Annotated in this window: 21 protein-coding genes and 2 pseudogenes; 12 read left to right on the forward strand and 11 right to left on the reverse strand. The window is 72.2% G+C overall.

Annotation, left to right across the window (positions count from 1 at the left end; translation table 11 throughout):
- Positions 1 to 74 precede the first annotated feature (74 nt).
- Both FEF34_RS42750 and FEF34_RS09275 read left to right on the forward strand, forming a co-directional pair.
- Positions 75 to 311: a hypothetical protein gene (locus FEF34_RS42750; RefSeq protein ID WP_234042345.1), complete on the forward strand. Its 237-nt coding sequence runs from the start codon at positions 75 to 77 to the stop codon at positions 309 to 311.
- A 23-nt stretch (positions 312 to 334) separates the two neighbouring features.
- Positions 335 to 592, forward strand: coding sequence for an antitoxin (locus tag FEF34_RS09275; RefSeq protein ID WP_138052727.1), 258 nt, complete (start codon positions 335 to 337; stop codon positions 590 to 592).
- 163 nt (positions 593 to 755) lie between these two features.
- On the opposite strand, the gene FEF34_RS09280 is transcribed toward FEF34_RS09275, so the two are convergent.
- Together FEF34_RS09280 and miaB are read right to left on the reverse strand one after the other, a co-directional pair.
- A complete protein-coding gene (locus tag FEF34_RS09280; RefSeq protein WP_138052728.1) occupies positions 756 to 1,472 on the reverse strand; it encodes a class III extradiol dioxygenase subunit B-like domain-containing protein in 717 nt (238 codons plus the stop codon).
- Positions 1,473 to 1,665: 193 nt separating this feature from the next.
- Positions 1,666 to 3,156 carry a tRNA (N6-isopentenyl adenosine(37)-C2)-methylthiotransferase MiaB gene (miaB, locus tag FEF34_RS09285; RefSeq protein WP_138052729.1) on the reverse strand — a complete coding sequence of 497 codons (1,491 nt, stop codon included), beginning with the start codon at positions 3,154 to 3,156 and terminating at the stop codon, positions 1,666 to 1,668.
- Between the two features lie 152 nt (positions 3,157 to 3,308).
- Between miaB and FEF34_RS09290 the strand changes: the two genes are divergently transcribed.
- Positions 3,309 to 4,307 (forward strand): TAXI family TRAP transporter solute-binding subunit, encoded by a 999-nt coding sequence (locus FEF34_RS09290; protein WP_138052730.1) that lies wholly within the window; start codon positions 3,309 to 3,311, stop codon positions 4,305 to 4,307.
- Positions 4,308 to 4,778: 471 nt separating this feature from the next.
- Here the strand turns inward: FEF34_RS09290 and FEF34_RS09295 are convergent, their stop codons facing one another.
- A complete protein-coding gene (locus FEF34_RS09295; RefSeq protein WP_138052731.1) occupies positions 4,779 to 6,173 on the reverse strand; it encodes a HAMP domain-containing sensor histidine kinase in 1,395 nt (464 codons plus the stop codon).
- 15 nt (positions 6,174 to 6,188) lie between these two features.
- Positions 6,189 to 6,890: a response regulator transcription factor gene (locus tag FEF34_RS09300; protein WP_138052732.1), complete on the reverse strand. Its 702-nt coding sequence runs from the start codon at positions 6,888 to 6,890 to the stop codon at positions 6,189 to 6,191.
- A gap of 255 nt (positions 6,891 to 7,145) precedes the next feature.
- On the opposite strand from FEF34_RS09300, the gene FEF34_RS09305 reads away from it, so the two are divergent.
- The 7 genes and pseudogenes from FEF34_RS09305 to FEF34_RS44190 form a co-directional block, all read left to right on the forward strand.
- Complete coding sequence (locus tag FEF34_RS09305; RefSeq protein WP_138052733.1) at positions 7,146 to 7,931, forward strand: amino acid ABC transporter ATP-binding protein; 786 nt, start codon at positions 7,146 to 7,148, stop codon at positions 7,929 to 7,931.
- An 80-nt stretch (positions 7,932 to 8,011) separates the two neighbouring features.
- Positions 8,012 to 8,863 (forward strand): glutamate ABC transporter substrate-binding protein, encoded by an 852-nt coding sequence (locus FEF34_RS09310; RefSeq protein ID WP_138052735.1) that lies wholly within the window; start codon positions 8,012 to 8,014, stop codon positions 8,861 to 8,863.
- Positions 8,864 to 8,950: 87 nt separating this feature from the next.
- Positions 8,951 to 9,616, forward strand: a complete 666-nt coding sequence (locus tag FEF34_RS09315) for an amino acid ABC transporter permease (protein WP_138052736.1) — start codon at positions 8,951 to 8,953, stop codon at positions 9,614 to 9,616.
- Positions 9,613 to 10,545 (forward strand): amino acid ABC transporter permease, encoded by a 933-nt coding sequence (locus FEF34_RS09320; RefSeq protein WP_138052737.1) that lies wholly within the window; start codon positions 9,613 to 9,615, stop codon positions 10,543 to 10,545. The genes FEF34_RS09315 and FEF34_RS09320 overlap by 4 nt, the downstream gene beginning before the upstream one ends.
- A 174-nt stretch (positions 10,546 to 10,719) precedes the next feature.
- The gene (locus FEF34_RS09325) at positions 10,720 to 12,324 is read left to right on the forward strand and encodes an FAD-dependent monooxygenase (RefSeq protein ID WP_138052738.1); all 1,605 of its coding nucleotides are present in this window, start codon (positions 10,720 to 10,722) and stop codon (positions 12,322 to 12,324) included.
- A 102-nt stretch (positions 12,325 to 12,426) separates the two neighbouring features.
- Complete coding sequence (locus FEF34_RS44185; protein ID WP_407698348.1) at positions 12,427 to 12,474, forward strand: hypothetical protein; 48 nt, start codon at positions 12,427 to 12,429, stop codon at positions 12,472 to 12,474.
- Between the two features lie 92 nt (positions 12,475 to 12,566).
- A pseudogene (locus FEF34_RS44190) lies at positions 12,567 to 12,692 on the forward strand (rhodanese-like domain-containing protein); the annotation flags it as partial.
- A gap of 494 nt (positions 12,693 to 13,186) precedes the next feature.
- On the opposite strand, the pseudogene recX reads toward FEF34_RS44190, so the two are convergent.
- The 4 genes and pseudogenes from recX to FEF34_RS09350 all read right to left on the reverse strand — a co-directional run.
- Positions 13,187 to 13,879, reverse strand: a pseudogene (recX, locus tag FEF34_RS09335) (recombination regulator RecX); the annotation flags it as partial.
- The gene (gene recA / locus FEF34_RS09340; RefSeq protein ID WP_138052739.1) at positions 13,789 to 14,925 is read right to left on the reverse strand and encodes a recombinase RecA; all 1,137 of its coding nucleotides are present in this window, start codon (positions 14,923 to 14,925) and stop codon (positions 13,789 to 13,791) included. The pseudogene recX and the gene recA, both read right to left, overlap by 91 nt.
- 290 nt (positions 14,926 to 15,215) lie before the next feature.
- Positions 15,216 to 16,358, reverse strand: a complete 1,143-nt coding sequence (locus FEF34_RS09345) for an AI-2E family transporter (RefSeq protein ID WP_325063668.1) — start codon at positions 16,356 to 16,358, stop codon at positions 15,216 to 15,218.
- A gap of 332 nt (positions 16,359 to 16,690) precedes the next feature.
- On the reverse strand, positions 16,691 to 16,885 hold the full coding sequence (locus tag FEF34_RS09350) for a DUF3046 domain-containing protein (RefSeq protein WP_138052742.1): 195 nt from the start codon (positions 16,883 to 16,885) through the stop codon (positions 16,691 to 16,693).
- 78 nt (positions 16,886 to 16,963) lie between these two features.
- On the opposite strand from FEF34_RS09350, the gene FEF34_RS09355 reads away from it, so the two are divergent.
- On the forward strand, positions 16,964 to 17,869 hold the full coding sequence (locus FEF34_RS09355; RefSeq protein WP_138052743.1) for a hypothetical protein: 906 nt from the start codon (positions 16,964 to 16,966) through the stop codon (positions 17,867 to 17,869).
- 59 nt (positions 17,870 to 17,928) lie between these two features.
- On the opposite strand, the gene FEF34_RS09360 is transcribed toward FEF34_RS09355, so the two are convergent.
- The 3 genes from FEF34_RS09360 to FEF34_RS09370 form a co-directional block, all read right to left on the reverse strand.
- Positions 17,929 to 18,237, reverse strand: coding sequence for an AzlD domain-containing protein (locus FEF34_RS09360; protein WP_138052744.1), 309 nt, complete (start codon positions 18,235 to 18,237; stop codon positions 17,929 to 17,931).
- On the reverse strand, positions 18,234 to 19,022 hold the full coding sequence (locus tag FEF34_RS09365) for an AzlC family ABC transporter permease (protein WP_407698267.1): 789 nt from the start codon (positions 19,020 to 19,022) through the stop codon (positions 18,234 to 18,236). The genes FEF34_RS09360 and FEF34_RS09365 overlap by 4 nt, the downstream gene beginning before the upstream one ends.
- Positions 19,023 to 19,174: 152 nt before the next feature.
- Entirely contained in the window at positions 19,175 to 20,008 is an 834-nt protein-coding gene (locus FEF34_RS09370) for an AraC family transcriptional regulator (protein WP_138052746.1), read from the reverse strand.
- 56 nt (positions 20,009 to 20,064) lie between these two features.
- Between FEF34_RS09370 and FEF34_RS09375 the strand changes: the two genes are divergently transcribed.
- Positions 20,065 to 24,687, forward strand: a complete 4,623-nt coding sequence (locus FEF34_RS09375; RefSeq protein WP_138052747.1) for an ATP-dependent helicase — start codon at positions 20,065 to 20,067, stop codon at positions 24,685 to 24,687.
- Positions 24,688 to 24,921: the final 234 nt, after the last annotated feature.

The raw sequence follows: 24,921 nt of genomic DNA on the forward strand, positions 1-24,921 counted from the left end.
AAGACACGGCCGGCCGTGTGACAGCCGGCCCCGAGGAATGCGCCCCCGGGGAACCTGCCAAGGACGCCGTGAAGGTGAACGAGCCAGTGGAGGCGTCGGCGGACGAGGCCGCCGGCTCCGTGGACTCCGAGAAGGGTGCGGACGAAGGCGAAGCCGCGACCGGCACCGGGGAGGCTCCGGCGGCTTCCGGCGCGGCCGGCGGGTCCGGACCGTCGGACGGGTCCTCCGGGGCGGATCAGGTCGAGATCCCGAAGCAGCAGTCCGTCGACGAGGCCGCGGACAACGGAGCCGGTGAAGGCGCCCGTAAGTAGATCCTGATGAGCGAAGGTGACCCATGGGCATCATGGACACGCTGAAGGCCAAGCTCGCCCCCGCCCGGGAGAAGGTCTCCGACCTCGCCCACCACCACGGGCACAAGGTCGAGCACGGTTTGGACAAGGCCGCACGGACGGTCGACCAACGGACCAAGGGCAAGTACCGCGACAAGATCGAGTCGGGTACCGGCAAGGCCAAGGAGGCCCTGGACCGCCTCGCCCACAAGGACGACGGCACGCACAAGGGCGGCGAAGGAACCCCGCCGCCGGCTTCCTGAGAGTGCGACGGCGGAAGGCCGCGGAGCCCAGAGTTCCGCGGCCTTCCGCCGTGTCCGGGGAAGGCCGGCCGGTCCCGGTGTCCGAGTGCTCCGGCGCCTCGGGGCGCGGCCGCCGCCCCACCCCGACCGGTGCGGTCGTCCCCGCCGGCGTGGGCGCGCGGTGTCAGGACCAGGCGGCGACGAAGTACCCGACGCCGTACGGGGCGTCCTCGTAGAGGAGCTGCCCGGTCAGGCCGGCGTCCTCGGCGGCTCCCGCGAGGACCTGCCACGGTGCGCGTCCGGCCACCTGGAGCTCCCGCGCGCGGGACTCGTCGAGCCCGGCGAGCGCTGCGGTGTCCGCCGCTGCGAGCGCCCGGGCGGCCGCCGCGTCGAACGGCGCCGCGCGTTCGTCCAGGTACCCCGGGGCCTTGAGGGTGCGGCGGGCACTGCCGTCGCCCATCACGAGCAGCGCGACCCGCCGGGCCCGCGCGGCGAGCTCCCGGCCGGTCTCCACGCAGCGGGCGGCTGCGAGGCCGGTGTCCACAGCGAGGCCCTCCACCGGGGCTTGGGACCAGTTCGCACGTTCCAGCAGCCAGGCCCCGACGGCCAGCGCCACGGGCAGCCGTCCCTCCGGCGCGGGCCCGTCGGGGACGCCCAGCCGCACGTGCGAGGCGACGCCGAAGCCCTCGAAGGAACCGGGCGTCCCCGGGGCATGGGTGCCGGGCCGCTCGCCGGGGCCCGCGGCGCCCACCACGAACAGCACCTCGGGACGGGAGGCCGCCAGGACACCCAGCACGTCGGCACACGCGTGCCGGGCCCCGTCGAGCTCGGGCGCGGCACCCGCGGCCACGTCGGGCACGAGGAGCGGAGGGCTGGGGCAGACGGCGGCGGCGACAAGCATGATCGCAGCCTAGTGCCGCGACAGACCGACGTTCGCGCCGTGGCGACGCCCGGCGCGGCACCGGTGAGTGTGCCCCGCGCGGCCCCGGACGCCCGGCGGCGGCCCACGACGGGCACCGGTGCACCTCACGGGTGACCGGGCCCGCCGGACGCGACGGCGCCCGGCGGCACGGCCCCGCCGCGTTCCTGCCGGGTCAGCCGACCGCCGAGCAGCCGCCCGTCGGGGCGGGCAGCGGAGCCGGGACGCCGACCGTCGGCAGGCCGAGCATCACGCCGGCGGGCTGCTGCGGGGCGGCGTTGCGCTTCTCCCAGGCGTCACCGGCGCGAGTACGGCGCACGGAGATCGTCTCGCCCTCGGCAAGGAGGTGGTGCGGGGCCGCGTACGTGATCTCGACGGTCACCACGTCGCCCGGACGGACCTCGTCCGCGGGCTTGGTGAAGTGGACCAGCCGGTTGTCCGGCGCACGGCCTGACAGCCGGTGCGTGGCACCGTCCTTGCGGCCCTCGCCCTCGGCGACCATGACCTCCAGGACCCGGCCGACCTGCTTCTTGTTCTCCTCCCAGGAGATCTCCTCCTGGAGGGCCACCAGCCGCTCGTAGCGCGCCTGGACGACCTCCTTCGGGATCTGCCCGTCCATCTCGGCGGCCGGGGTGCCGGGCCGCTTCGAGTACTGGAAGGTGAAGGCCTGGGCGAAGCGGGCCTCGCGCACGACGTGCAGCGTCTGCTCGAAGTCCTCCTCGGTCTCGCCGGGGAAGCCCACGATGATGTCGGTGGAGATGGCGGCGTGCGGGATCGCGGCGCGGACCTTCTCGATGATGCCGAGATAGCGCTCCTGCCGGTACGAGCGGCGCATCGCCTTGAGCACCGTGTCGGAGCCGGACTGGAGCGGCATGTGCAGCTGCGGCATCACGTTCGGCGTCTCGGCCATCGCGGCGATCACGTCGTCGGTGAAGTCGCGCGGGTGCGGGGAGGTGAAGCGGACCCGCTCGAGGCCCTCGATCCTCCCGCAGGCACGGAGGAGCTTGGAGAACGCCTCGCGGTCGCCGATGTCGGAACCGTACGCGTTGACGTTCTGGCCGAGCAGCGTGATCTCCGAAACGCCCTCGCCGACCAGCGCCTCGACCTCGGCGAGGATGTCGCCGGGGCGGCGGTCCTTCTCCTTGCCGCGCAACGCGGGCACGATGCAGAACGTGCAGGTGTTGTTGCACCCGACGGAGATGGACACCCAGGCCGCGTACGCGCTCTCGCGGCGCGTCGGCAGCGTGGAGGGGAACGCCTCCAGCGACTCGGCGATCTCGACCTGCGCCTCTTCCTGGACTCGGGCGCGCTCCAGCAGCACGGGCAGCTTGCCGATGTTGTGCGTGCCGAAGACGACGTCGACCCAGGGCGCCTTCGCGACGATGGTGTCGCGGTCCTTCTGGGCGAGGCAGCCGCCGACGGCGATCTGCATCCCCGGCCGCCGGGCCTTCATCGGGGCGAGCCGCCCGAGGTTGCCGTACAGCCTGTTGTCGGCGTTCTCCCGGACCGCGCAGGTGTTGAAGACGACGACATCCGCCTCGCCCTCACCCGTGCCCTCCGGCGCCCGGACATAGCCGGCGTCCTCCAACAGACCGGACAGCCGCTCGGAGTCGTGGACGTTCATCTGGCACCCGTAGGTGCGCACCTCGTAAGTCTTCGCGCTCATCTCGCACACCAGGGTACGGGGTGACGGCCGCCGCCGCCCCCGTGTTGCCCGGGCGGGAGAGGGGGGAGCCGTGGGCGGGACACGGGGAGCCGATCATGCACGGCGAAGGGAGGGCCTGGCCAGCACCGCGCGTGAACTGGCAGGATCGCGCCATGCTCCCCGCTCTGTCCCGAATCAGCCGGCGCCGCGCCCTGCAGGGCTCCGCGGCGCTGGCCGTCGTGTGCGGGCTGCTGCTGTGGTGGCTGCTGCCGATGGACGACAGCAGCCCCAGCGGCCGGCTCACGTTCAGCACGGGCGTGCAGAGCGGCGTGTACCAGCGGTACGGGAACCTTCTCAAGAACGCCCTGGCCCACGATCTGCCGAAGGTCTCGATAGAGCTCCGCAACAGCGAGGGCTCCCAGCAGAACCTCGCCCGGGTCGCGAGCGGCGAGGCCGACTTCACGATCGCGACCGCCGACGCGGTGGCGAAGTACCGGCGCGACAGCCGGCCCGGCGCCGACCGGCTGCGCGGCTGCGCACGGCTGTACGACGACTACGTACAGCTCGTCGTGCCCCAGGGCTCGCCCGTGGAGACCCCGGCCGATCTGCGCGGCAAGCGGGTCGGCGTCGGTCAGGACCGCTCCGGTGTCCGCCTCATAGCGGACCGGGTGCTCACGGCCGCCGGCCTGGACGCCCGCCAGGACATCGAACCGGTGTCCGCCGGCCTCGACACCTTGCCGGGACGGCTGGAGCGGGGCGAACTGGACGCCTTCTTCTGGTCGGGAGGGCTGCCGACCGGCACGATCCAGAAACTGTCGGAACGTTTCCCCGTACGGCTGGTCCCGGTCGGCGACAAGCTCATCGGCCGCGTCCACGCGACGGGCGACGCGACGCGCCACTACCACTCGGCGGTGATCCCGGCCGAGGCCTATCCGCAGATGGGCGCCAGGTCCCCGGTTCAGACCGTCGCCGTGGCCAATCTGCTCGTCACGACGGACCGGGCGGACCCGGAGCTGACCGAGCGGTTCACCCGGACCGTGATCAGGAGCCGGGACCGGATCGGCCGTGAGGTCCACCCGGCGCAGCTCGTGGACCTGCGGACGGCGATCTACACGGATCCGCTGCCGCTCCACGAGGGCGCCCGCCGCTACTACAGCTCGGTGAAGCCGTAGGGCGAGGCGCCAGGACACGGGCTCCGGCCGCCGATGTCGGCCGCGCGGCGGGGCGACGCTCCGCCATGTCGCCGGCCGGCAATCCGTCCCTCGGGGTTGAGGGCGGCGCGGACCGTCCGGGCGTGGGCAGGACCGCGAGGGCCTGTCGACGCATCTCCGCCCCGGTGTCGACAAGGTCGTCCTGACCGCCCCTGGCAAGGGTGACGTCCCGAACATCGTGCGCGTCGTCAACCACAACACGATCAGGCGTCACCTTCGCCACGATCAACTCGACACGATCAAGGGGGGTGGCGCGGGACCGGTCGGGCCGGACGCGGGCCGGTCCACGGGCGGCAGGCCGGTTCCCCCGTTGCCGCAGTCGGCCCCGTACGGACCGCACGGCCCGTCGTTTCCCGCGAGCCGGGCCCGGTCCCGGGAAGCCCGCCCCCCTTCCCGGTCGACCGGTCCCGCACGGACCGCCCGGTCCCCACCTCAGGCCGTCGGCGGATGGCGCGGCAGTGTGACCGTCACCCGCAGTCCGCGCGGTTCGTTGTGCGCGTACGCGATCGAGCCGCCGCCCGCCGAGAGCAGCGCGCGGGTGATGGAGAGTCCGAGGCCGGAGCCCTTCACGTTCTGGTGGCGGCCACTGCGCCAGAAGCGGTCACCGATCCGGGCGAGCTCCTCCTCCGTGAGCCCGGGGCCGCCGTCGGCGACCACGACCGTGGAAGTCGTGCCGTCCGCCGAGGCCGTGACCGTGACCTCCTCCCCCTCGGGCGTGAACTTCAGCGCGTTGTCGATCACGGCGTCCAGGGCGCTGGAGAGTGCGATCGGGTCGGCCCAGGCGGTGACGGCCGGACCGCGGCCGTTGAGCCGGACGCCCTTCTCCTTCGCGAGCGGGCGCCAGGCGGCGACCCGCTCGGCCGCCAGCTCACCGATGTCGGTGAGCCGGATGTCGGCGGAGACGTGCTCGGCCAGGGCCAGGTCGAGCAGATCGTCCAGGACCCGGGCGAGCCGCTTGCCCTCCGTGCGCACGGAGGCGATCTCCTCGTTGCCCTCGGGCAGTTCGAGGGCGAGGAGCTCGATCCTCAGCAGCAGCGCGGCGAGGGGGTTGCGGAGCTGGTGCGAGGCGTCGGCGACGAACGCGCGCTGCTGCTCCAGCACCAGCTCGACGTTGTCGGCCATCTCGTTGAACGACCGGGCCAGTCGCCGGAGTTCCGGCGGGCCCCCGGCAGCGGCGACCCGGGAGTTCATCCGGCCGGTCGCGATGTCGTGGGTGGCGGCGTCGAGGATACGCACCGGCCGCAGCACCCAGCCGGTGAGCCGGAACGCCGCGCCCACGGCGACGAGCATCGCCGCGGACTCGCCGGCCCCGATGATCAGCCATCCGCGCAGGATGCGCGAGCGCAACTGCCCCGTGGGCGAGTCGGTGACGACGACGGCGACGACGTCGCCGTCGCGCACCACCGGCGAGGCGACGACGATCCGGCCGTCCTGCTGCCAGGGCCAGACCTGCGGCGGATCGTGGCTGCGGCGGCCGAGCAGGGCCTCGGCGAACGCCTGGCGGCCCACTCCCGCCTCCGGGACCTCCCAGTACCAGGGGGCCCGGGCCATCGCGGCACCGCTGCGGTGGAAGACGCCCGCGTGGATCCCGTACACGTCGTTGTAGCGGGTCAGTTCCTCCTCGAGGGTGGTGTGGCGCTCGTCCCGGCCCGGCACGCCCTCCGTGACGAACTGGGCCTGGGCGGCGAACCGTGCCGTGTCGTCCAACCGGTCGACCACCACCTGCTGCTGCTCGGCGGCCGCCAGGCTCACCGCGAGCGGGAAGCCCAGGGCGAGCAGGACCCCCGCCATGAGGACGATGAGGAGCGGGAGGAGACGGGTACGCAAGGGGAGGGCGGGCCTTTACACGACGGGGTCGACAAGGCGGTAGCCGACGCCGCGCACGGTCTCGATGAGGGCGGGCATGCGGAGCTTGGAACGCAGCGACGCCACGTGCACCTCGAGCGTCCGGCCGGTCCCCTCCCAGTTGGTGCGCCACACCTCGCTGATGATCTGCTCTCGGCGGAAGACGACACCGGGCCGCTGCGCGAGCAGCGCCAGCAGGTCGAACTCCTTGCGGGTCAGCTGGACGTCCGCCCCTTCGACGCTGACCCGGCGCGTGGGCAGTTCGATGGTGACCGCGCCGAGCCTGAGCGCGCTGTCGGAGGCCGGTGAGGCCTCCTCGCCGGGCGCGGTACGCCGGCTGACGGCGTGGATACGGGCGAGCAGCTCGCCCGTGTCGTACGGCTTCACGACGTAGTCGTCGGCGCCGAGGTTCAGCCCGTGGATGCGCGAGCGCACATCGCCCCGCGCGGTGACCATGATCACCGGCGTGGTGGTGAGCTTCCGTATCTTCCCGCACACCTGGTAGCCGTCCTGGTCCGGCAGCCCCAGATCGAGCAGGACGACCCCGAAGGGAGTCCTGCCCTCGGCGGCCGCCGGGAGCACTGCCTGCAGCGCCTCCTCGCCGTTGCGGGCGTGGGTGACCTGGAAACCGTGGCGTGCGAGCACCGCGGACAGGGCCGCGGCGACGTGGTCGTCGTCCTCGACAAGCAGAAGTCTCATGTGGCCCCCCCTCACGGGCGTAGCTCTCGCGTTGTTACCAGGGCATAAAGACCGATAGGCCCACCATGAGTCAAGAGGGTTGACGGCGACCTGGGGTTTTTCGTTACCCACCCGGTACAGCGGCCGCCGTCCCGTTCACCCTGTGTGTCCGGTTGCAGCCGGATCGTTATGCTCAATTTCCGCTCAGATGTAATGACGGTGGTCGCAGTGCCTCATTAAGGTCCTCCCAATCGAGGAGGACGGAGCAAGAAGCCGATGAGCGGAGTATCAGTGACCAAGGGCGCCGAGGACGCCGTGCCGGCCACGACGGACCTGGTCGTACTGAGCAACGTCAACAAGCACTTCGGCGCGCTGCATGTGCTCCAGGACATCGACCTGACGATCGCGCGCGGCGAGGTCGTGGTGGTCATCGGGCCCTCCGGGTCCGGAAAGTCCACGCTGTGCCGCACGATCAACCGGCTGGAGACGATCGACTCCGGCTCGATCACGATCGACGGAAAGCCGCTGCCCGACGAGGGCAGGGAGCTGGCCCGGCTGCGCGCCGACGTCGGCATGGTCTTCCAGTCGTTCAACCTCTTCGCGCACAAGACGGTGCTGGAGAACGTCATGCTGGGCCAGCTGAAGGTCCGCAGGACGGACAAGAAGGCCGCCGAGGAGAAGGCGCGCGGACTGCTCGACCGGGTGGGCGTCGGCTCGCAGGCCGACAAGTACCCGGCGCAGCTCTCCGGCGGCCAGCAGCAGCGCGTCGCGATCGCCCGGGCGCTGGCGATGAATCCCAAGGTCATGCTGTTCGACGAGCCCACGTCGGCGCTGGACCCCGAGATGATCAACGAGGTCCTCGAGGTCATGCAGCAGCTGGCCCGGGACGGCATGACGATGGTCGTCGTCACCCACGAGATGGGCTTCGCGCGCAGCGCCGCCAACCGCGTCGTCTTCATGGCCGACGGCAAGATCGTCGAAGAGGCCACGCCGGAGGAGTTCTTCAGCAACCCGCGCAGCGACCGGGCCAAGGACTTCCTTTCGAAGATCCTGCACCACTGAACCGGTCCACTCCTGGGCATCGTTGGCCCCGGGCAGGTTCTGCTGATCGCACACATCACGTCCAACCAAGGGAAGTTCACATGAAGCTCCGTAAGACCTCCGCCGCCGCGGCCGCCGCAGTCGCGCTCGCTCTCACCGTCACCGCCTGCGGCTCCGGCAAGAAGGACGACGCGGCCGGCGGCGGTTCCGCGGGCGGCGGCGACAAGATCACCATCGGTATCAAGGTCGACCAGCCGGGCATCGGCCTGAAGACCCCCGACGGCAAGTTCGTGGGCTTCGACGTCGACGTGGCCAAGTACGTGGCCAAGGAGCTCGGTTACGAAGAGGGCGACATCGTCTTCAAGGAGACCAAGAGCGCCGACCGCGAGACCGCGATCGAACGCGGCGACGTCAAGTTCATCGTCGCCTCCTACTCGATCAACGACAAGCGCCTGGCCAAGGTGGACTTCGCCGGCCCGTACCTGCTCGCCCACCAGGACATCCTGGTCCGCGCCGACGACGACTCGATCAAGTCCCCGGCGGACCTGAACAACAAGAAGCTCTGCTCGGTCACCGGCTCGACCTCGGCGCAGAACGTCAAGGACAAGCTCGCCCCGAAGGCGCAGCTCCAGGAGTACGGCGGCTACTCCGAGTGCCTCACCGGCCTGGAGAACAAGGTCATCGACGCGCTCACCACCGACGACTCCATCCTCGCCGGCTACGCCGCGCAGGACGCCTTCAAGGGCAAGTTCAAGCTCGCCGGCTTCAAGATGAGCAACGAGAACTACGGCATCGGCCTGAAGAAGGGCGACGCCGAGCTCAAGGACAAGATCAACAAGGCGCTGGAGAAGATGGTCCAGGACAAGTCCTGGGACAAGGCCGTGGCGGCCCACTTCGGCCCGGCCGGCTACCAGAACGAGCCCGCCCCGAAGATCGGCAACATCGTCAAGTAACGCCTGGCCGACCGGGCGCGCCGCCGCCGCTGACGGCGGCGGCGCGCCGAGTCCTTCCCACTCGCAGACGCGGAAGCGCGGGAGATCGTGTTCGACTTTCTTGATATGGACGCCCTGCTGGGCGCCTTCTGGGTGACGGTGAAACTCACCGTCTACTCGGCCATAGGCTCCCTGATATGGGGAACGCTGCTGGCCGGCATGCGGGTCAGCCCGGTACCGCTGATGCGGGCCGTCGGCACCGCGTACGTGAACGTCGTGCGTAACATCCCGCTCACCGTGGTCATCCTCTTCGCCTCGCTGGGTCTCTACTCGACCCTCGGCGTCACCCTGGGCGGGGACGCCATCGACGGAATCAACTTCCGGCTGGCGGTGCTCGGTCTGATCGCCTACACCGCGGCCTTCGTGTGCGAGGCGCTGCGGTCCGGCATCAACACCGTGCCCGTCGGCCAGGCGGAGGCGGCGCGCGCCCTGGGCCTGAGCTTCACCCAGGTGCTGACGCTGATCGTCCTTCCGCAGGCCTTCCGGTCGGTCGTGAACCCACTGGCCAACGTGCTGATCGCACTGACCAAGAACACCACCGTCGCCTCGGTGATCGGTGTCGCGGAGGCCTCGCTCCTGATGAAGGAGTGGATCGAGACGTACGCCGCCCTGATCCCGATCGTCGCGGTCTTCGCGTTCGGCTTCATCTGCCTCACGCTGCCGACCGGACTGGTGCTCGGCTGGGTGAGCAGGAAGGTGGCGGTGAAGCGATGAGTTCCGTCCTCTACGACGCCCCGGGCACGCGTGCCAAGCGGCGCAACATCGGCTACACCGTCCTGTTCCTGGCCGTGCTCGCGCTGGTCGTGTGGTGGGTCTACGACGGCCTGAGCTCCAAGGGCCAGCTCGACTGGGTCAAGTGGGAGCCGTTCTTCACCAGCTCCCAGCCGTACGCCACCTACCTCTGGCCCGGACTGCAGAACACCCTGATCGCGGCGACCCTCGCGCTGGTCATCGCACTGCCGCTCGGTGCTGTCTTCGGCATCGCCCGGCTCTCCGACCACCGTTCGGTCCGCGCCGTCGCCGGCACGGTAGTGGAGTTCTTCCGCGCCATCCCCGTGCTGATCCTGATGCTGTTCGCCAACGCGGCCTACGCCGACTTCACCGACATCAGCAGCGATGTGCGCCCGCTGTACGCGGTGGTCACCGGCCTGGTGCTGTACAACGCCTCGGTCCTCGCGGAAATCGTCCGGGCCGGCATCCAGTCCCTGCCGCGGGGCCAGACGGACGCCGCCAAGGCGATCGGCATGCGCAAGGGCCAGACGATGCGGCACGTACTGCTGCCGCAGTCGGTGACGGCCATGCTGCCGGCCATCGTCAGCCAGATGGTCGTCATCGTGAAGGACACCGCCCTCGGCGGCGCGATGCTCTCCTTCAACGAACTGCTGTCCTCCGTACGGCCGATGAGCGCCAACTACGGCGCCAACACCATCGCCTGCTTCACCGTCGTCGCCGTCATCTTCGTCTCGCTGAACTTCGCCCTCACCTCCGCGGCGGGGTGGCTGGAGCGCAAGCTGCGGCGCGGCAAGAAGAGCACGGGCGCCGTCGTCCACGCCGGTCCCGGCGGCGGTCTGGAGACGGTGGGGCCCGCCGGCGGTGTCTCCACACAGGGCGACTTCAAGTCGGGCGCCGGAGGCGGGGGCTGACCCCGCGACGAGGCAGGAACCATCGAAGGGCGGCGGCGCGAAGGCGTCCGCCGCCCTTCGTCGCTTGACGCGGACACCGGCAGTGGGTTGCATACGTTCTGTGATCGCACACCGGGTGCCAGCCGGCCCATTCCCCCTGTTCACTCCGTCCCGGCAGGTCTCAGGAGCAGCGCCGTGGACCCGGTGATCGTCGTCGGCGCGGGTCCGGTCGGGCTCGCGCTCGCCCTCGCCCTCGCCGCTCAGGGCGTTCCTTCGGTGGTCCTCGACGAGGGCGAGGGCAAGGACGAGCCGCGCCCCGCACGTACGGTCCTCCTGCGCGCGGACACCGCGGCACTCGCCGAACGCCTGGGCTGCGCCACGATCCGTGACGAAGGAGCCCGCTGGGCCGGCTGGCGTTCGCTGCGGCGCAAGCAGGAACTGCGCCGGGTGGAGTTCCACGGGGAAGATCTGCCGGCTCCCGTGCACCTGCCCCAGCACGCCCTGGTGCGGGGACTGCGGGACGCCGTGGACGCGGCGGACCTGGTGCGGGTCGCCACGCACAGCCGACTCGACGCGCTGGAACAGGACGGGAGCGGTGTCACCGCGCACACGCGCGGGCCCGGGGCGACCTGGTGGCGCGGGAGTTTCCTGGTCGGCTGCGACGGGGCCAGGTCGACGGTCAGAAAGCTCCTCGGGGTCCGGTTCCCCGGCCGGACCGCCGTGGAGCGCCACGCCGTCGCCGCCCTGCGCACCGAACTGCCCTGGCCCGGTGAGGGCGTACTGCACCGGCTGCCGCCGTGGCGCGCGGTCGGCGACGAGGTGACCGCGCGACCGCTGCCCGACGGCGTCTGGCGGCTGGACTGGCTGCTGCCCGCACGCGGCGAACTGGTGACGCCCGACGCGTTGGTGTCACGGGTCCGGGACACGCTGGCCGGCTGGTGCGAGGGGCCGCCGCAGTACGACCTCCTCGACACCGGCGTCCACACGCTGCACCACCGGCTGGCCCGGCGCTGGCGTGTGGACCGCGCCTTCCTCGCCGGGGACGCGGCCCATCTCCTCGGCGCGGTCGGCACCCAGGGCGTGGACGAGGGCATGCGCGACGCCGACAACCTGGCGTGGAAGCTCGCCCGGGCCTGGCACCACGGCGCCTCCGACACCCTGCTCGACAGCTACCAGGCCGAACGGCGCACGGCGGTCGCCGCACGGCTGCGGGCCGCGGACCAGTCCCTGCCGATACTGCGCGGCACCGGTGGTCTGCGGACGTATCTGCCGGGCGCCGCGCGGGGGCACGACACGCTCCTGACGGACGGCCATCTGGGGCTCGGCGCGCTGGGTGCGCCCCCTGCCTACCCGTACTCCCCCCTCACGCCTCCGCACTCCGACGCGCACACCGCAGTCGGAACCCCGGTCGGTGCTCCGGTGGCGGACGTCGCCGTGACGACGCCCGAGGGGACGGCCGCCCGGCTGCGGGACCGGCTGGGCCGGGCCCGGCTGCTCGTGGTCCTGATCGCCCCCGGTACGGGCGTGTGGGACCGGCGCCACTGGGTGACGGCGGGCGTCATGCCCCGGCTCGCCACGGCGGTGTCGGAGCTGCCCGCCCGGGCGGAGCTGCTCGTCGCCGAGTCCTATCCGGGTGCATCGGCGCACACGGTGCTGCTGGTCAGGCCGGACGGGCACCTCGTGGCGGCCTTCGGCGGCGTGCGCCCGGCCGAGCTGTACGCCGCGGCCGACACGGTGCGCGGAGGTGCGCCCGGGGCCTCGGAGGCCCGCGCCGAGCACGCGGCCGCCCGGTCGGACTGAGCATCCGCCCGCACTGCGGACATCCGTTGACCGGCACGGGCGCACATGGTGTACGTCCGGGACGTGACCGGCACCGATGTGCGCCTGTGGCGGAGGGTCCACATGGACCTGCACCGCTATGCGGGCTGCGTGTGTCGACGGTCTTGCTGACCCCGCCTTCCCTCGTTCCCCCGCTTTCGCTGCCGCGTCCGCGCACGGCTGTCCCCGTGCGGACGAGTGTGTCGGCCGTGGGCGTCTCTCTGCAACAGGGGTACGCCTCATCACTCGCGGCGGCCTCGCTCCGGCGGCTCGGGCTGCACCGCGCGACCGATCTGATCGGTGGCGTCCAGGCGTGGCGTGCGCAGGGACTGCCGGTGCGGGTGCCGGAGACGGCGGAACAGCGGTCGCGCGGGCCGGTACAGGTGTGCGACCTGCGACCGGCGCTCGGTGCCGGGAGTCGCCGGCCGGTGGGCCGGCGACGCACCGATGCGGGCGTGCATCGGTCAGCCGACCGTGTGCCGGTCGGCTGACGCGGCACACCTCAGTCGGCACCGAAGCGGACCGGTGTCCCGGGACGTGGTTCCCCTCGCCCCTTCCCCTCCGTGGACACCGGTCCGCTCCCGTGGTCCTTGATGGGCCTCGGCCTTCGTGGTCGGCGTCGAAGCACGGCGTTCGCCCCCTGAGGAACACCCGGACGGTTCCGGTTCGCGGGGGAGAAGCATGTGCCCAGGCCGACCGAGGCCGCCGAGGCAGGTGGAAAGCCGTCGACGAGTCCGGACTCGGACGGGCCCTTCGCCCGGGCGGAGCCCGCCCCGATCACGACCCGTGACCGGTTCGGCGCCCCGCGTCGACCGGTCCATGAACCGTCCTTGTCGGCGGCCGGTCAGGACAGACCGTCCTCCAGACCGTCCAGGCCCTCGGTGTCCTCGCCCTCCTCCTCCAGGGCCCGGCGGACCACCCTCAGGGCCATGCCCTCTGGGTACCCCTTGCGGGCGAGCATGCCCGCGAGACGGCGGAGCCGGCGGTCCCGGTCAAGGCCGCGAGTGGAGGGGAGTTTCCTGGCGACCAGCTCGCGCGCCGTCTCCTCCTCCTGGTCGGAGTCGAGCCGGCCGACCGCTTCGTCGATCAGCGCCGAGTCGACACCCTTGGTGCGCAGCTCGCGAGCGAGGGCGCGGCGGGCCAGTCCGCGGCCGTGGTGCCGTGACTCCACCCAGGCGCCCGCGAACGCCGCGTCGTCGATGAGCCCGACGTCCTCGAAGCGGGACAGCACCTCTTCGGCGACCTCGTCCGGGATCTCGCGCTTGCCGAGCGCCTCGGCGAGTTGCTTCCGGGTCCGGGGAGTACCGGTGAGCAAGCGCAGACAGATCGCCCGCGCCCTCTCTTCAGGGTCCTGGGGCGGCAGCCCGTCATCGGCCCTCGACGATGCGGAGCTGCCGCCCGGCCAATCCGCGGTACGCCGCGGGCTCGGGTCGGGCACGGTGCCGGTCAGCCCTTGGCCGCCGTGGCCGTCTTGGTGGCCTTCGCCGCCTTGGTGGCGGGCGCGGACACCGACTTGGCGGGAGCATCGGCCGGAGCGGCGGCGCTCGCCGCGTCCGCGCCGGGCTCTACCGCCGGGGCCTCGGTGCTGCTCACTCCGACGCCCAGCTTCTCCTTGATCTTCTTCTCGATCTCATTGGCGAGATCGGGGTTGTCCTTCAGGAAGTTCCGCGCGTTCTCCTTGCCCTGGCCGAGCTGGTCGCCCTCGTACGTGTACCAGGCGCCGGCCTTGCGGACGAAGCCGTGCTCCACGCCCATGTCGATCAGGCCGCCCTCGCGGCTGATGCCCTGGCCGTAGAGGATGTCGAACTCGGCCTGCTTGAAGGGCGGCGCGACCTTGTTCTTGACGACCTTGCAGCGGGTGCGGTTACCGACGGCCTCGGTGCCGTCCTTCAGGGTCTCGATGCGACGGATGTCGATACGCACCGAGGCGTAGAACTTCAACGCACGGCCGCCGGTCGTGGTCTCCGGCGAGCCGAACATCACGCCGATCTTCTCGCGGAGCTGGTTGATGAAGATCGCCGTGGTCTTGGACTGGTTGAGCGCGCTCGTGATCTTCCGCAGAGCCTGGCTCATCAGCCGAGCCTGGAGACCCACGTGGGAGTCGCCCATCTCGCCCTCGATCTCCGCGCGCGGCACGAGCGCGGCGACGGAGTCGATGACGATGAGGTCGAGCGCGCCGGAACGGACCAGCATGTCGACGATCTCGAGCGCCTGTTCGCCGTTGTCCGGCTGGGAAAGGATCAGGTTGTCGATGTCGACGCCGAGCTTCTTCGCGTACTCGGGGTCGAGGGCGTGCTCGGCGTCGACGAAGGCGACCTGGCCGCCCGCCTTCTGCGCGTTGGCGACGGCGTGCAGGGTCAGAGTCGTCTTGCCGGAGGACTCCGGGCCGTAGATCTCCACCACACGGCCGCGCGGCAGGCCACCGACACCGAGCGCGACATCGAGCGCCGTCGAGCCAGTCGGGATGACCTCGATGGGCTCCTTCGACCGCTCGCCCATGCGCATCACGGCGCCCTTGCCGAACTGTCGTTCAATCTGCGCGAGCGCGGCGTCGAGCGCCTTCTCGCGGTCGGTTCCTGCCATGGGTTCCACCCGGTTTGCTTGAGTCGATCGCTTCACGTCAAAGACGCTAACCCCTGCCACTGACAACGCGCCCCGACGTCCCTCCAACCTGTGGATAACCCGGTGAGGACCCCGGGATTCCAAGGACGGAGCTCCATAAGAATGGATGTTCGATTTTGGTGTCAAGCGCGCTGCCCGCACCTCGCGTCCCGAGCCGCACCGCCGCACGAGGGGGCGCCGGAAGACCGCGCCGGGTCGCCGCAGCGGTGCGGACACGGTCGCCCAAGGACGGTCGGGGCCCGGAGGAACCGTCAGGCGCCTGCCTCCCCGTCGGCCGCCGTCCCGTCCTTCTTGCTGCGCAGGGCTCGCTGGACCCGGGCGAGGACCGCCTCGCCGTGTCTCCGGTGGCCGTGGACCCGCGGGTCCTCGGTCACGGCGTAGCGCCTCACGTACGCGCCGAGGAACGCCTGCAGCGTGGCGACGGCCGGAATCGCGATCAGCGCGCCGACGGCTCCCAGCAGCGCGGTGCCGGCGATCACCGAGCCGAACGCCACCGCCGGATGGATGTCCACCGTCCTGGCGGTGAGCTTCGGCTGCAGCACGTAGTTCTCGAACTGCTGGTAGACCAGCACGAAGCCCAGTACCCACAGCGCGTACCAGGGGTTGATCGTGAAGGCGATCAGCATCGGCAGGGCTCCCGCGAGATACGTGCCGATGGTGGGGATGAACTGCGACACCAGCCCCACCCACATGGCCAGCGCCGGGGCGTAGGGCACGTCCAGCATCGCCAGGAGCACGTAGTGGGCGACACCCGAGATCAGCGCCATCAGCCCGCGCGAGTACAGGTACCCGCCGGTCTTGTCGACGGCGATCTCCCAGGCCCGCAGCACCTCCGCCTGCTTCGACGGCGGCAGCACCGAGCACAGCGTGCGCCGCAGCCTCGGCCCGTCCGCCGCGAAGTAGAAGGAGAAGAGGAAGATCGTCAACAGCTTGAACAGCCCGCCGAGCACCGTGGCCGAGACGTCGAGCACGCCGGTCGCGCTGTTCTGCACGTACTTCTGCAGCCAGTCGGAACGCAGCAGACTGTCCTGGATCGCGACTCTCGACAGTTCGCTGTGGAAGGTCTTGTTAATCCAGTTGATCACCTGGTCCAGGTACTGCGGGAAGTCCTCGACCATCTCGACGATCTGGCCGGCCAGCAACGAGCCGAGCGCCACGACGAAGCCCACGCTCACGGCCAGCACCGCGATGAAGACGAGGAACGTGGCGATGCCGCGCCGCACTCCGCGGGCCGCCATCCGCCCCACCGCCGGTTCGACCGCGAGCGCCAGGAAGAACGCGATCAGCACGTTGACCAGCAGACCGATCAGCTGGTGGAAGGCCCAGCTGCCGAGCTGGAAGCAGCCGTAGAGCGCCAGCGCGAGCACCATGGCGCGGGGCAGCCAGCGGGGCATGCGCCCTGACACGACCGCCGTGACGGTGGTCCCGCCGGCCCCGTCGCCGCCGTCGGGCGCGGTTGCGGGCGCGGGGACCCTGAACCGGGTCCCGGCCCCCGCCGAGCCGGCCCCGGTGTCGTCATCGGGCCGCCCGGCCTCCGCGCACTGGGTGGTCGGGCGGTTCTGGTCCTGGGTGGTCTCGTCATTCGGTGCCACGGAGCAAGTCTCGCCTACCGCGGTGACAACCGGGACTGCCTGTGGACGACGCCCTGCCGACGGGCCGACCTGCACGGCACCGGCCTCACCGGCACGGCGTTCCCGCCGGCGGGACGACCGCTCGGATCCCGGACTCAGCGCTGGTCCGCCGGGATGCCGACCGCGGCGCAGACCCCGCGCCAGACGTCCTTCGTCTCCCAGCCGGCGGCCAGCGCCTCATACACCGTCCGGCCCCCGAGTTCCGTCATCACATGGTCGCGCGCGAAGGAGTCGGCGTACGCCGCACCGAAGTGCTCTTCCATCCGCTCCCAGAAAATCGTCAACCGCATGACGCCAGTATCCGCCCCCTGAGGGTGAGACCCGTCCGTCGGCCTTGTGCGGAGCCCGTTCGCCCCTACCGTCGGAGCATGGCTGGAACACCTCTGGCACGCGCCGAGCGCTTCGTCTGGCTCACGGCTCGCGTGCTCGAACAGCGGCGGTTCGCGTATCACTTCCTGGGTGCGGCGGCGGAGCCGGTCGAGGCCGCGCTGACCGCGTACCTCAATGAGGACAGCGGCTACGGCCACGCCCTGGAGCCCGATCTCCGCGGCCCCGCGAGCCAGCCGCTGCACACGGCGCACGCCTTGCGCGTGCTGGACTCCATCGGGCGCTGCGGCGGACTGCGGGCGGAGCGGATCTGCCGCTACCTGACGAACGTGGCGACGCGGGAAGGCGCCCTGCCCGTGATCCATCCCTCGCAGCGGGGCTACCCGACGGCGCCGTTCATCCCGATCGTGTCGGATCCGCCGAGTGAGTTGCTTGCCACCGGACCCGTGGTGGGTCTGCTGCACCGCAACCAGGTGTGGCACGCGTGGCTGTTCCGCGCGACCGACTTCTGCTGGGCGGCGGTGGAGGGGCTGCGGAAGTCGCACCCGTACGAGATCCAGGCGGCGGTCGCGTTCCTGGACGGCGTCCCGGACCGGTCGCGTGCCGAGGAGGCCGCGGACCGGCTCGGGCGACTGGTGCGCGAGCAGCGTCTCGTGGTGCTCGACCCGGACCGGTCCGACGAGTACCCGGTCGCCGCGGGCTATGCGCCGGGCGAGTACCACCACCCCCACGACTACGCCCGCGTACCCGGTTCGCTGGCGCGGCGCTGGTTCACGGACGAGGAGATGGACCGGTCGCTGGACCACCTCGCCCGTGAGCAGCAGGAGGACGGCGGCTGGCCGGTCCGGTGGCGCCAGTGGGCGCCGAGCACCGCCCTGGAGTGGCGTCCGGTCGTGACCGTCGAGGCACTGCGCACGCTGCGGGCACACGGGCGCGTGCTGCGCTGAGCCGGCACGCGCCCTCGCGCCGGACCTCCGCACGAGTCCGGCGCGAGGGGCGTCCCGGCTCAGCCTCCGAGCGCCCGCACCCCCGCGGTGACCGCCACGGCGGCGGCGACCACGACGAGGAACGGTGCCCGGAGGACCAGCGCGATCGCGGCCGCGGCCAGTCCTGCGGCCCGGGCGTCCAGCACCAGTGCGTCGCCCGCGCTGAAGGTCTGCTGGGCGGTGAGCGCCGCCAGCAGGGCGACCGGGAGCAGGGCGGCGAGCCGCTGGACGAGCGGGCGCTCGAGCACCCCGGCCGGCACCAGCAGGCCGGCCAGTTTGACCAGGTAGCAGGCGGCGGCGGTCACTCCGATCGCGATCCAGACGTTCAACGCTCCGCTCCCTTCCGCCCGGTGGCGGTCATCCGGCCCTGCCACCAGAGCACGGCAGGCGCCGCGACAGCCGCGACGAGCACCGGTACTCCGGCGGGGAGCACCGGTAGCAGCCCGAGGCCGAGGACGACGGCGATACCGGCGACCACCCGCTCGGTCGTCGTGCGCAGCATGGGCGCCAGCAGTGCCAGGAAGACCGCGGGCCCCGCCGCGTCCAGTCCCCAGGCGTTCGTGTCGCCGATGGCCTCGGCGCCGAGCGCCCCGAGGAGTGTGGTGAGGTTCCACAGCACGTAGAGGGTGAGTCCGGTGACGGTGAAACCGATGCGGGCGGCACGACGGGTGGGCTGGGCCAGGGCCACCGCGGTGGTCTCGTCGATGACCCAGTGGGCGGCGAGCGGCCGCAGGGCGCGGCGCACCGCGAGGAGCTGGGAGAGCCGCAGGCCGTAGAAGGCGTTGCGGGTCCCGAGGAAGAAGGCGCCGGCCGCCGCGGGGAACGGGTTGCCGCCTGCGGCGAGCGCGCCGACCAGGGCGAACTGCGAGGCGCCGGTGAACACGAGCAGGCTGAGGGCGCAGATCTGCATGACGTCGAGTCCCGCGCCCGCAGCCGTCACACCGAAGGCGAAGCCGGACAGGCCGACCGCGACGCCCACGCCGAGGGCGTCCCGTACGACGGCGGAGTCGGCCTTCACCGGTGCGTCCGCGGTCGTCCGCGGCCCGGCCCGGCCGACCGCGGCGCACGGTTCACCGCCTATGGATATTTCTGCTGATGTTGTCTGTTCTGGCACGTCAGGGACGGTACGGGACGGGAGGGTTCGAGGTCTTGTACGTTCTTGCACCCGCCGCCTCGTCCCCCTCGCGATCCCCGTTCCCGCGCACCTCGCCCCCGTTCCCGCCGACGCGGCCCGTGCCCGCCGCTCCTCCCGCCGCGGGACCGGTCTCACCACCGTCCGCCGACGCCTCGTCCTCGCTGGTAGGCGCCCGGGGGCACTCCTACGATCCGGGTGAAGTGCCGGTTGAGGTGCGGCTGATCGGCGAACCCGACGGCGGCGGCGGCCTGTGCCGGGGGCGCGCCCACGTCCAGCAGCCGCCGGGCCCGGCGGACGCGGGCGTCGGTGAGCCAGGTGTGCGGTGGCATTCCGTAGTGGTCGCGGAAGGCCCGCAGCAGGGCGAAGGGGCTGGTGTCCAGCTCCGCGGCGAGGGTCTGGAGCGTGGGCGGGTCCTCCATCCGCTCCTCCAGCACCGCCCGGGCGCGTGCCGCGTTGCGGGCGCCCGCCGTGCGTGGTTCACGCGCCGGGAGGCTGCCCCCGTGGTTCCGCAGCAGCCGCGCCACCATGATCCGCAGCACGCTGTCGGCGGCGAGCGCGTTGCCCTCCTCGGCCGCGCGATGGACCTCGCGGATCAGCCGGGCCGCCTGCTCGTCGACCACGTCGGTCTCCGCGAAGCCGGCAGTGCCTCTGATCGTCGTCGTTTCCGCCGCTATCTCGGCCACCACCCGGGACGACGGGTAGAGCGTCGAGTACACCCAGCCCTCCGCCGCCCCGGCCCTGGCGGTGTGCGGAACCTCCGGATTGATCATCACGACCGTACCGGGCCCGGCGTGGACCACACCGCCCGGGAGCCCGACGTCCTCGACGCCGCGCGTGATGGTCCCGAAGACGTAGCCCTCGTGACTGTGGCGGGGGAAGGTGTGCCGTACGTACCGGGCTCGGAGCAGATCGATCCCCGGCAACCGCTCGTGCTGCCAGTACCGCGCCCACTCGCCCTCGACCATGTCGACATTCTCGCCGGTTCGGGCGCTTGTCAGTGGGGCGGTGCACGATGGGTGTCATGGTCGGCAGCGCACTCGACAGCTTCGCCCCCGCGACCCGCGGCTGGTTCAGGGGGGCTTTCAGCGCGCCCACCGCGGCACAGGAGGGCGCGTGGCAGGCGATCGGCCGCGGCTCGGACGTGCTGGTCGTCGCCCCGACCGGTTCCGGGAAGACCCTCGCCGCGTTCCTGGCCGCCCTCGACGGTCTGACGTCCGCCCCGCCTCCGGCGGACGTGAAGAAGCGCTGCCGCGTGCTCTACGTGTCGCCGCTGAAGGCCCTCGCGGTCGACGTCGAGCGCAATCTCCGCAGCCCGCTGACCGGCATCCGGCAGGAGGCCGTGCGGCTCGGGCTGCCCGAGCCCGAGGTGCGTGTCGGCATCCGGTCCGGTGACACACCCGCGGCCGAGCGGCGGGCGCTGGCGAACCGTCCGCCGGACATCCTGATCACCACCCCCGAGTCGCTGTTCCTGATGCTCACGTCGTCCACCCGCGAGGCGCTGAGCGGCATCGAGACGGTGATCCTGGACGAGGTGCACGCGGTCGCGGGCACCAAGCGCGGCGCGCACCTGGCGCTGTCCCTGGAGCGGCTGGACGAGGTGCTGCCCCGGCCGGCCCGGCGGATCGGCCTCTCGGCGACCGTCCGGCCGGTGGACGAGGTGGCGCGCTATCTGTCGCCGCGGCGCAGGGCGGAGATCGTCCAGCCGCCGTCCGGCAAGGAGTTCGACCTGTCCGTCGTCGTCCCGGTCGAGGATATGGGCGAGCTCGGCGGTTCCCCGGCATCCGAGCCGGACGGCCCCGGCGAGAAGCCGTCGATCTGGCCTCAGGTGGAGGAGCGGATCGCCGATCTCGTGCAGGCGCACCGCTCGACGATCGTCTTCGCGAACTCCCGGCGTCTCGCGGAGCGGCTGTGCAACCGCCTCAACGAGATCGCGTACGAGCGGGCCGTGGGAGAGCCGCTGCCCGAGGGCGCACCGCCGGCGGAGATCATGGCGCAGTCCGGAGCGGCGCAGGGCGCGCCGCCGCTGCTCGCCCGCGCTCACCACGGCTCGGTCTCCAAGGAGCAGCGTGCCCTCGTCGAGGAGGACCTGAAGGCGGGCCGGCTGCCCGCCGTCGTCGCGACGTCCAGCCTGGAGCTGGGTATCGACATGGGCGCGGTGGATCTGGTCGTCCAGGTCGAGTCCCCGCCGTCGGTCGCCTCCGGTCTGCAGCGGGTCGGCCGCGCCGGGCACCAGGTGGGCGCGGTCTCCACGGGCGTCGTCTTCCCCAAGTACCGGGGAGATCTGGTCCAGGCCGCCGTCGTCACCGAGCGGATGCGCACGGGTTCGATCGAGTCGCTCCGCATCCCGGCCAATCCGCTGGACGTGCTGGCCCAGCAGCTGGTCGCCATGGTCGCCCTCGACACCTGGCAGTTCGACGACCTGCTGACCGTGGTGCGGCGCGCCGCACCCTTCGCCTCCTTGCCGGAGTCGGCGTTCACGGCGGTGCTGGACATGCTGGCCGGGCGGTATCCGTCCGACGCGTTCGCGGAGCTGCGCCCCCGTGTGGTGTGGGACCGGGTCGCCGGGACGATCACGGGGCGTCCCGGAGCCCAGCGGCTCGCCGTCACCTCGGGCGGCACGATCCCGGACCGCGGGCTGTTCGGCGTGTTCCTGGCCGGGGCGGACCCCAAGAAGGGCGGCGGACGGGTCGGCGAGCTCGACGAGGAGATGGTGTACGAGTCCCGGGTCGGCGACGTCTTCACCCTGGGCACGACCTCCTGGCGGATCGAGGACATCACCCGCGACCGGGTGCTCGTCTCCCCCGCGCCCGGGGTTCCCGGCCGGCTGCCGTTCTGGAAGGGCGACCAGCTGGGCCGGCCGCTCGAACTGGGCCGCGCGGTGGGCGCCTTCCTCCGCGAGGTCGGATCACTTCCCGAGAACGACGCACGGTTGCGGCTGACGACCGCCGGTCTCGACGACTGGGCCGCCGCGAACGTCCTGTCGTACCTCGACGAGCAGCGCCGGGCCTGCGGGCATGTGCCCGACGACCGCACGATCGTCGTCGAGCGGTTCCGTGACGAGCTGGGCGACTGGCGGGTCGTGGTGCACTCGCCGTTCGGTGCCCAGGTCCACGCACCCTGGGCGCTGGCGCTGGGCGCACGCCTCTCCGAGCGGCACGGCATGGACGCCCAGGTCATGCACGCGGACGACGGGATCGTGCTGCGGCTCCCCGACGCCGAGCTGATGGGCCTGGACCTGCTGGACCAGGACCCGGTCCACCTCGGCACCTCGTACGACGGTGAACAGGCCCCGGTCGCCGCCGCCGACACCCTTTTCGACAAGGGCGAGGTCGGCCAGATCGTCACCGACCAGGTGGGCGGATCCGCGCTGTTCGCCTCCCGCTTCCGCGAGTGCGCGGCACGCGCCCTGCTGTTGCCGCGCCGCAACCCCGGCAAGCGGACGCCCCTGTGGCAGCAGCGTCAGCGCGCGGCTCAGCTGCTCCAGGTGGCCAGTGAGTTCGGCTCGTTCCCGATCGTCCTCGAGGCCGTGCGGGAGTGCCTCCAGGACGTGTTCGACGTCCCCGGGCTCGAGGAGCTGATGGGCGACATCGAGTCCCGCAGGGTGCGGCTGGTCGAGGTCACCACCCCCGAGCCGTCCCCCTTCGCCCGCTCCCTCCTCTTCGGCTATGTGGCCCAGTTCCTGTACGAGGGGGACTCTCCCCTCGCAGAGCGCCGGGCCGCCGCACTCTCGCTGGACTCCCGGCTGCTCGCCGAGCTGCTGGGCCGGGCGGAACTGCGCGAACTGCTCGACGCGGACGTCCTGAGTGAGCTGGAGCAGGAGCTCCAGTGGCTCACCGACGACCGCCGGGTCAAGGACGTGGAGGGCGTCGCGGACCTGCTGCGGGTCCTCGGACCGCTCACGACCGAGGAGCTGACCGAGCGCGGCGCCGACCCCCACTGGCCCGAGGAGCTCGCGGGAACCCGCCGCGCCATCCGGGTACGGATCGCCGGCGACGACCACTGGGCGGCGATCGAGGACGCGGGGCGCCTCAGAGACGCACTGGGCACGGCGCTCCCGGTGGGCGTCCCCGAGGCGTTCACGGAGCCGGTGAAGGATCCGCTCGGCGATCTGCTGGCCCGTTTCGCCCGCACACGCGGGCCGTTCACCTCGTCGCAGGCGGCCGCACGGTTCGGGCTGGGCGCGGCCGTCACGGACGGGGCACTGCAGCGGCTGGCCGGAGCCGGGCGGGTCGTCCAGGGCGAGTTCCATCCGTCGGGCATCGGTCAGGAGTGGTGCGACGCCGCGGTGCTGCGCCGGCTGCGGCGCCGTTCCCTCGCCGCACTCCGCGAGGAACTGGAGCCGGTGCCACCCGCCGCGCTCGCGACGTTCCTGCCCCAGTGGCAGCACCTGGGGAACAACGGCCTCCGCGGCATCGACGGGCTTGCCCGTGCCGTCGAGCAGCTCCAGGGCGCCCCCGTGCCCGCCTCCGCGCTGGAGAAGCTGATCCTCCCGTCCCGGGTGGCCGGGTACTCGCCGGGCATGCTCGACGAGCTGACCACGACGGGCGAGGTGCTGTGGGCCGGAGCCGGGGCCCTGCCCGGCAAGGACGGCTGGGTCTCGCTCTATCTCGCGGACGCCGCCCCACTGCTGCTGCCGCAACCCCACCCGCTGGAGCCGGCGGCACTGCACGAATCGGTGCTCTCGGCCCTCTCCGGAGGCTACGGCCTGTTCTTCCGCCAGATCGCGGACCAGGTGCGGGCGACGACGCATCCCGAGGCCACCGACCCCGAGCTGGCCGACGCCCTGTGGGACCTGGCCTGGTCGGGCCGGCTCACCAACGACACCCTGGCGCCCCTGCGCTCGCTCCTGGGGTCCGGCCGGACTACGGGTTCCACGGCACACCGCGCCCGCCGCACGGTGCCGCGCGGACGGTACGGCTCGTTGACGGCAGCCGCCAGAACCGCGTCGCGCAGCGGTCCGCCCACCGTCTCCGGACGCTGGTCCCTGCTTCCCGGGCAGGAGCCCGACCCCACGCACCGCGCCCACGCCCTGGCCCGTACGCTGCTGGACCGCCATGGCGTCGTCACCCGGGGCGCGGTCGCGGCCGAAGGTGTCGAGGGCGGATTCTCGGCGACGTACCGCGTCCTGTCCGCCTTCGAGGACAGCGGGCAGGCCCGGCGCGGCTACGTCGTCGAAGGACTCGGGGCCGCCCAGTTCGCGATGGACGGCGCGGTGGACCGGCTGAGGGCCGCGGCCGGCGCACGCGAGCGCGCCGACGGACACACCGCACCGCGTGCGTTGGTCCTGGCGGCCGCCGACCCGGCCAACGCGTACGGAGCGGCACTGTCCTGGCCCGAGCCGCCCGACGGCGCGAGCCACAAACCGGGCCGCAAGGCAGGGTCGCTCGTCGTACTGGTCGACGGGGAACTCACGCTCTACATGGAGCGCGGCGGGAAGACCTTGCTGTCCTGGCCCGCCGAGCCGGACGATCCGGCACTTCGGGCGGCGGCGGAGGCGCTCGCCGAAGCGGGCAGGGCGGGGACGCTCGGCACGATCACGGTCGAGCGGATCAACGGCGCGGCGGCACTGACCTCGCCGCTCGCCCGCCCGCTGGAGGAGACCGGCTTCCACGCCACTCCCCGCGGCCTGCGCATACGGGCCTGACACCGGATACGGGCGCCGCGGCGGACCGGGCGGTCACGGCCGCCTGCCCCGGGAGGGGCTCCGGTACGCGCGCAAAGGACGGCCAAGGCGGACGGACCCGCCGGCGTGCACCATCCGTGCGCGCGACGAGAGCGCCCGGTCTTGCTCCCGGCCCGCCGGGGCCGCCCACTCGGGCGGCCGGAGCGAGCGCCGGCCCATGATGCCGCGGCGTCGCCAGGACCCCCGTCGCGCATC

The sequence above is a fragment of the Streptomyces marianii genome, from assembly GCF_005795905.1.
GTDB lineage: Bacteria > Actinomycetota > Actinomycetes > Streptomycetales > Streptomycetaceae > Streptomyces > Streptomyces marianii.

Bases quoted from the DNA above. Each gene is read 5' to 3' on its own strand.
- FEF34_RS09345 (WP_325063668.1), bottom strand. From the start codon at position 16,358: ATGCCCCGCTGGCTGCCCCGCGCCATGGTGCTCGCGCTGGCGCTCTAC.
- recA (WP_138052739.1), bottom strand. From the start codon at position 14,925: ATGGCAGGAACCGACCGCGAGAAGGCGCTCGACGCCGCGCTCGCGCAG.
- FEF34_RS09305 (WP_138052733.1), top strand. From the start codon at position 7,146: ATGAGCGGAGTATCAGTGACCAAGGGCGCCGAGGACGCCGTGCCGGCC.
- FEF34_RS09355 (WP_138052743.1), top strand. From the start codon at position 16,964: ATGGCTGGAACACCTCTGGCACGCGCCGAGCGCTTCGTCTGGCTCACG.
- FEF34_RS09275 (WP_138052727.1), top strand. From the start codon at position 335: ATGGGCATCATGGACACGCTGAAGGCCAAGCTCGCCCCCGCCCGGGAG.
- FEF34_RS09290 (WP_138052730.1), top strand. From the start codon at position 3,309: ATGCTCCCCGCTCTGTCCCGAATCAGCCGGCGCCGCGCCCTGCAGGGC.
- FEF34_RS09375 (WP_138052747.1), top strand. From the start codon at position 20,065: ATGGTCGGCAGCGCACTCGACAGCTTCGCCCCCGCGACCCGCGGCTGG.
- FEF34_RS09310 (WP_138052735.1), top strand. From the start codon at position 8,012: ATGAAGCTCCGTAAGACCTCCGCCGCCGCGGCCGCCGCAGTCGCGCTC.
- FEF34_RS09300 (WP_138052732.1), bottom strand. From the start codon at position 6,890: ATGAGACTTCTGCTTGTCGAGGACGACGACCACGTCGCCGCGGCCCTG.
- FEF34_RS09350 (WP_138052742.1), bottom strand. From the start codon at position 16,885: ATGCGGTTGACGATTTTCTGGGAGCGGATGGAAGAGCACTTCGGTGCG.
- FEF34_RS09320 (WP_138052737.1), top strand. From the start codon at position 9,613: ATGAGTTCCGTCCTCTACGACGCCCCGGGCACGCGTGCCAAGCGGCGC.
- FEF34_RS09370 (WP_138052746.1), bottom strand. From the start codon at position 20,008: ATGGTCGAGGGCGAGTGGGCGCGGTACTGGCAGCACGAGCGGTTGCCG.
- miaB (WP_138052729.1), bottom strand. From the start codon at position 3,156: ATGAGCGCGAAGACTTACGAGGTGCGCACCTACGGGTGCCAGATGAAC.
- FEF34_RS09280 (WP_138052728.1), bottom strand. From the start codon at position 1,472: ATGCTTGTCGCCGCCGCCGTCTGCCCCAGCCCTCCGCTCCTCGTGCCC.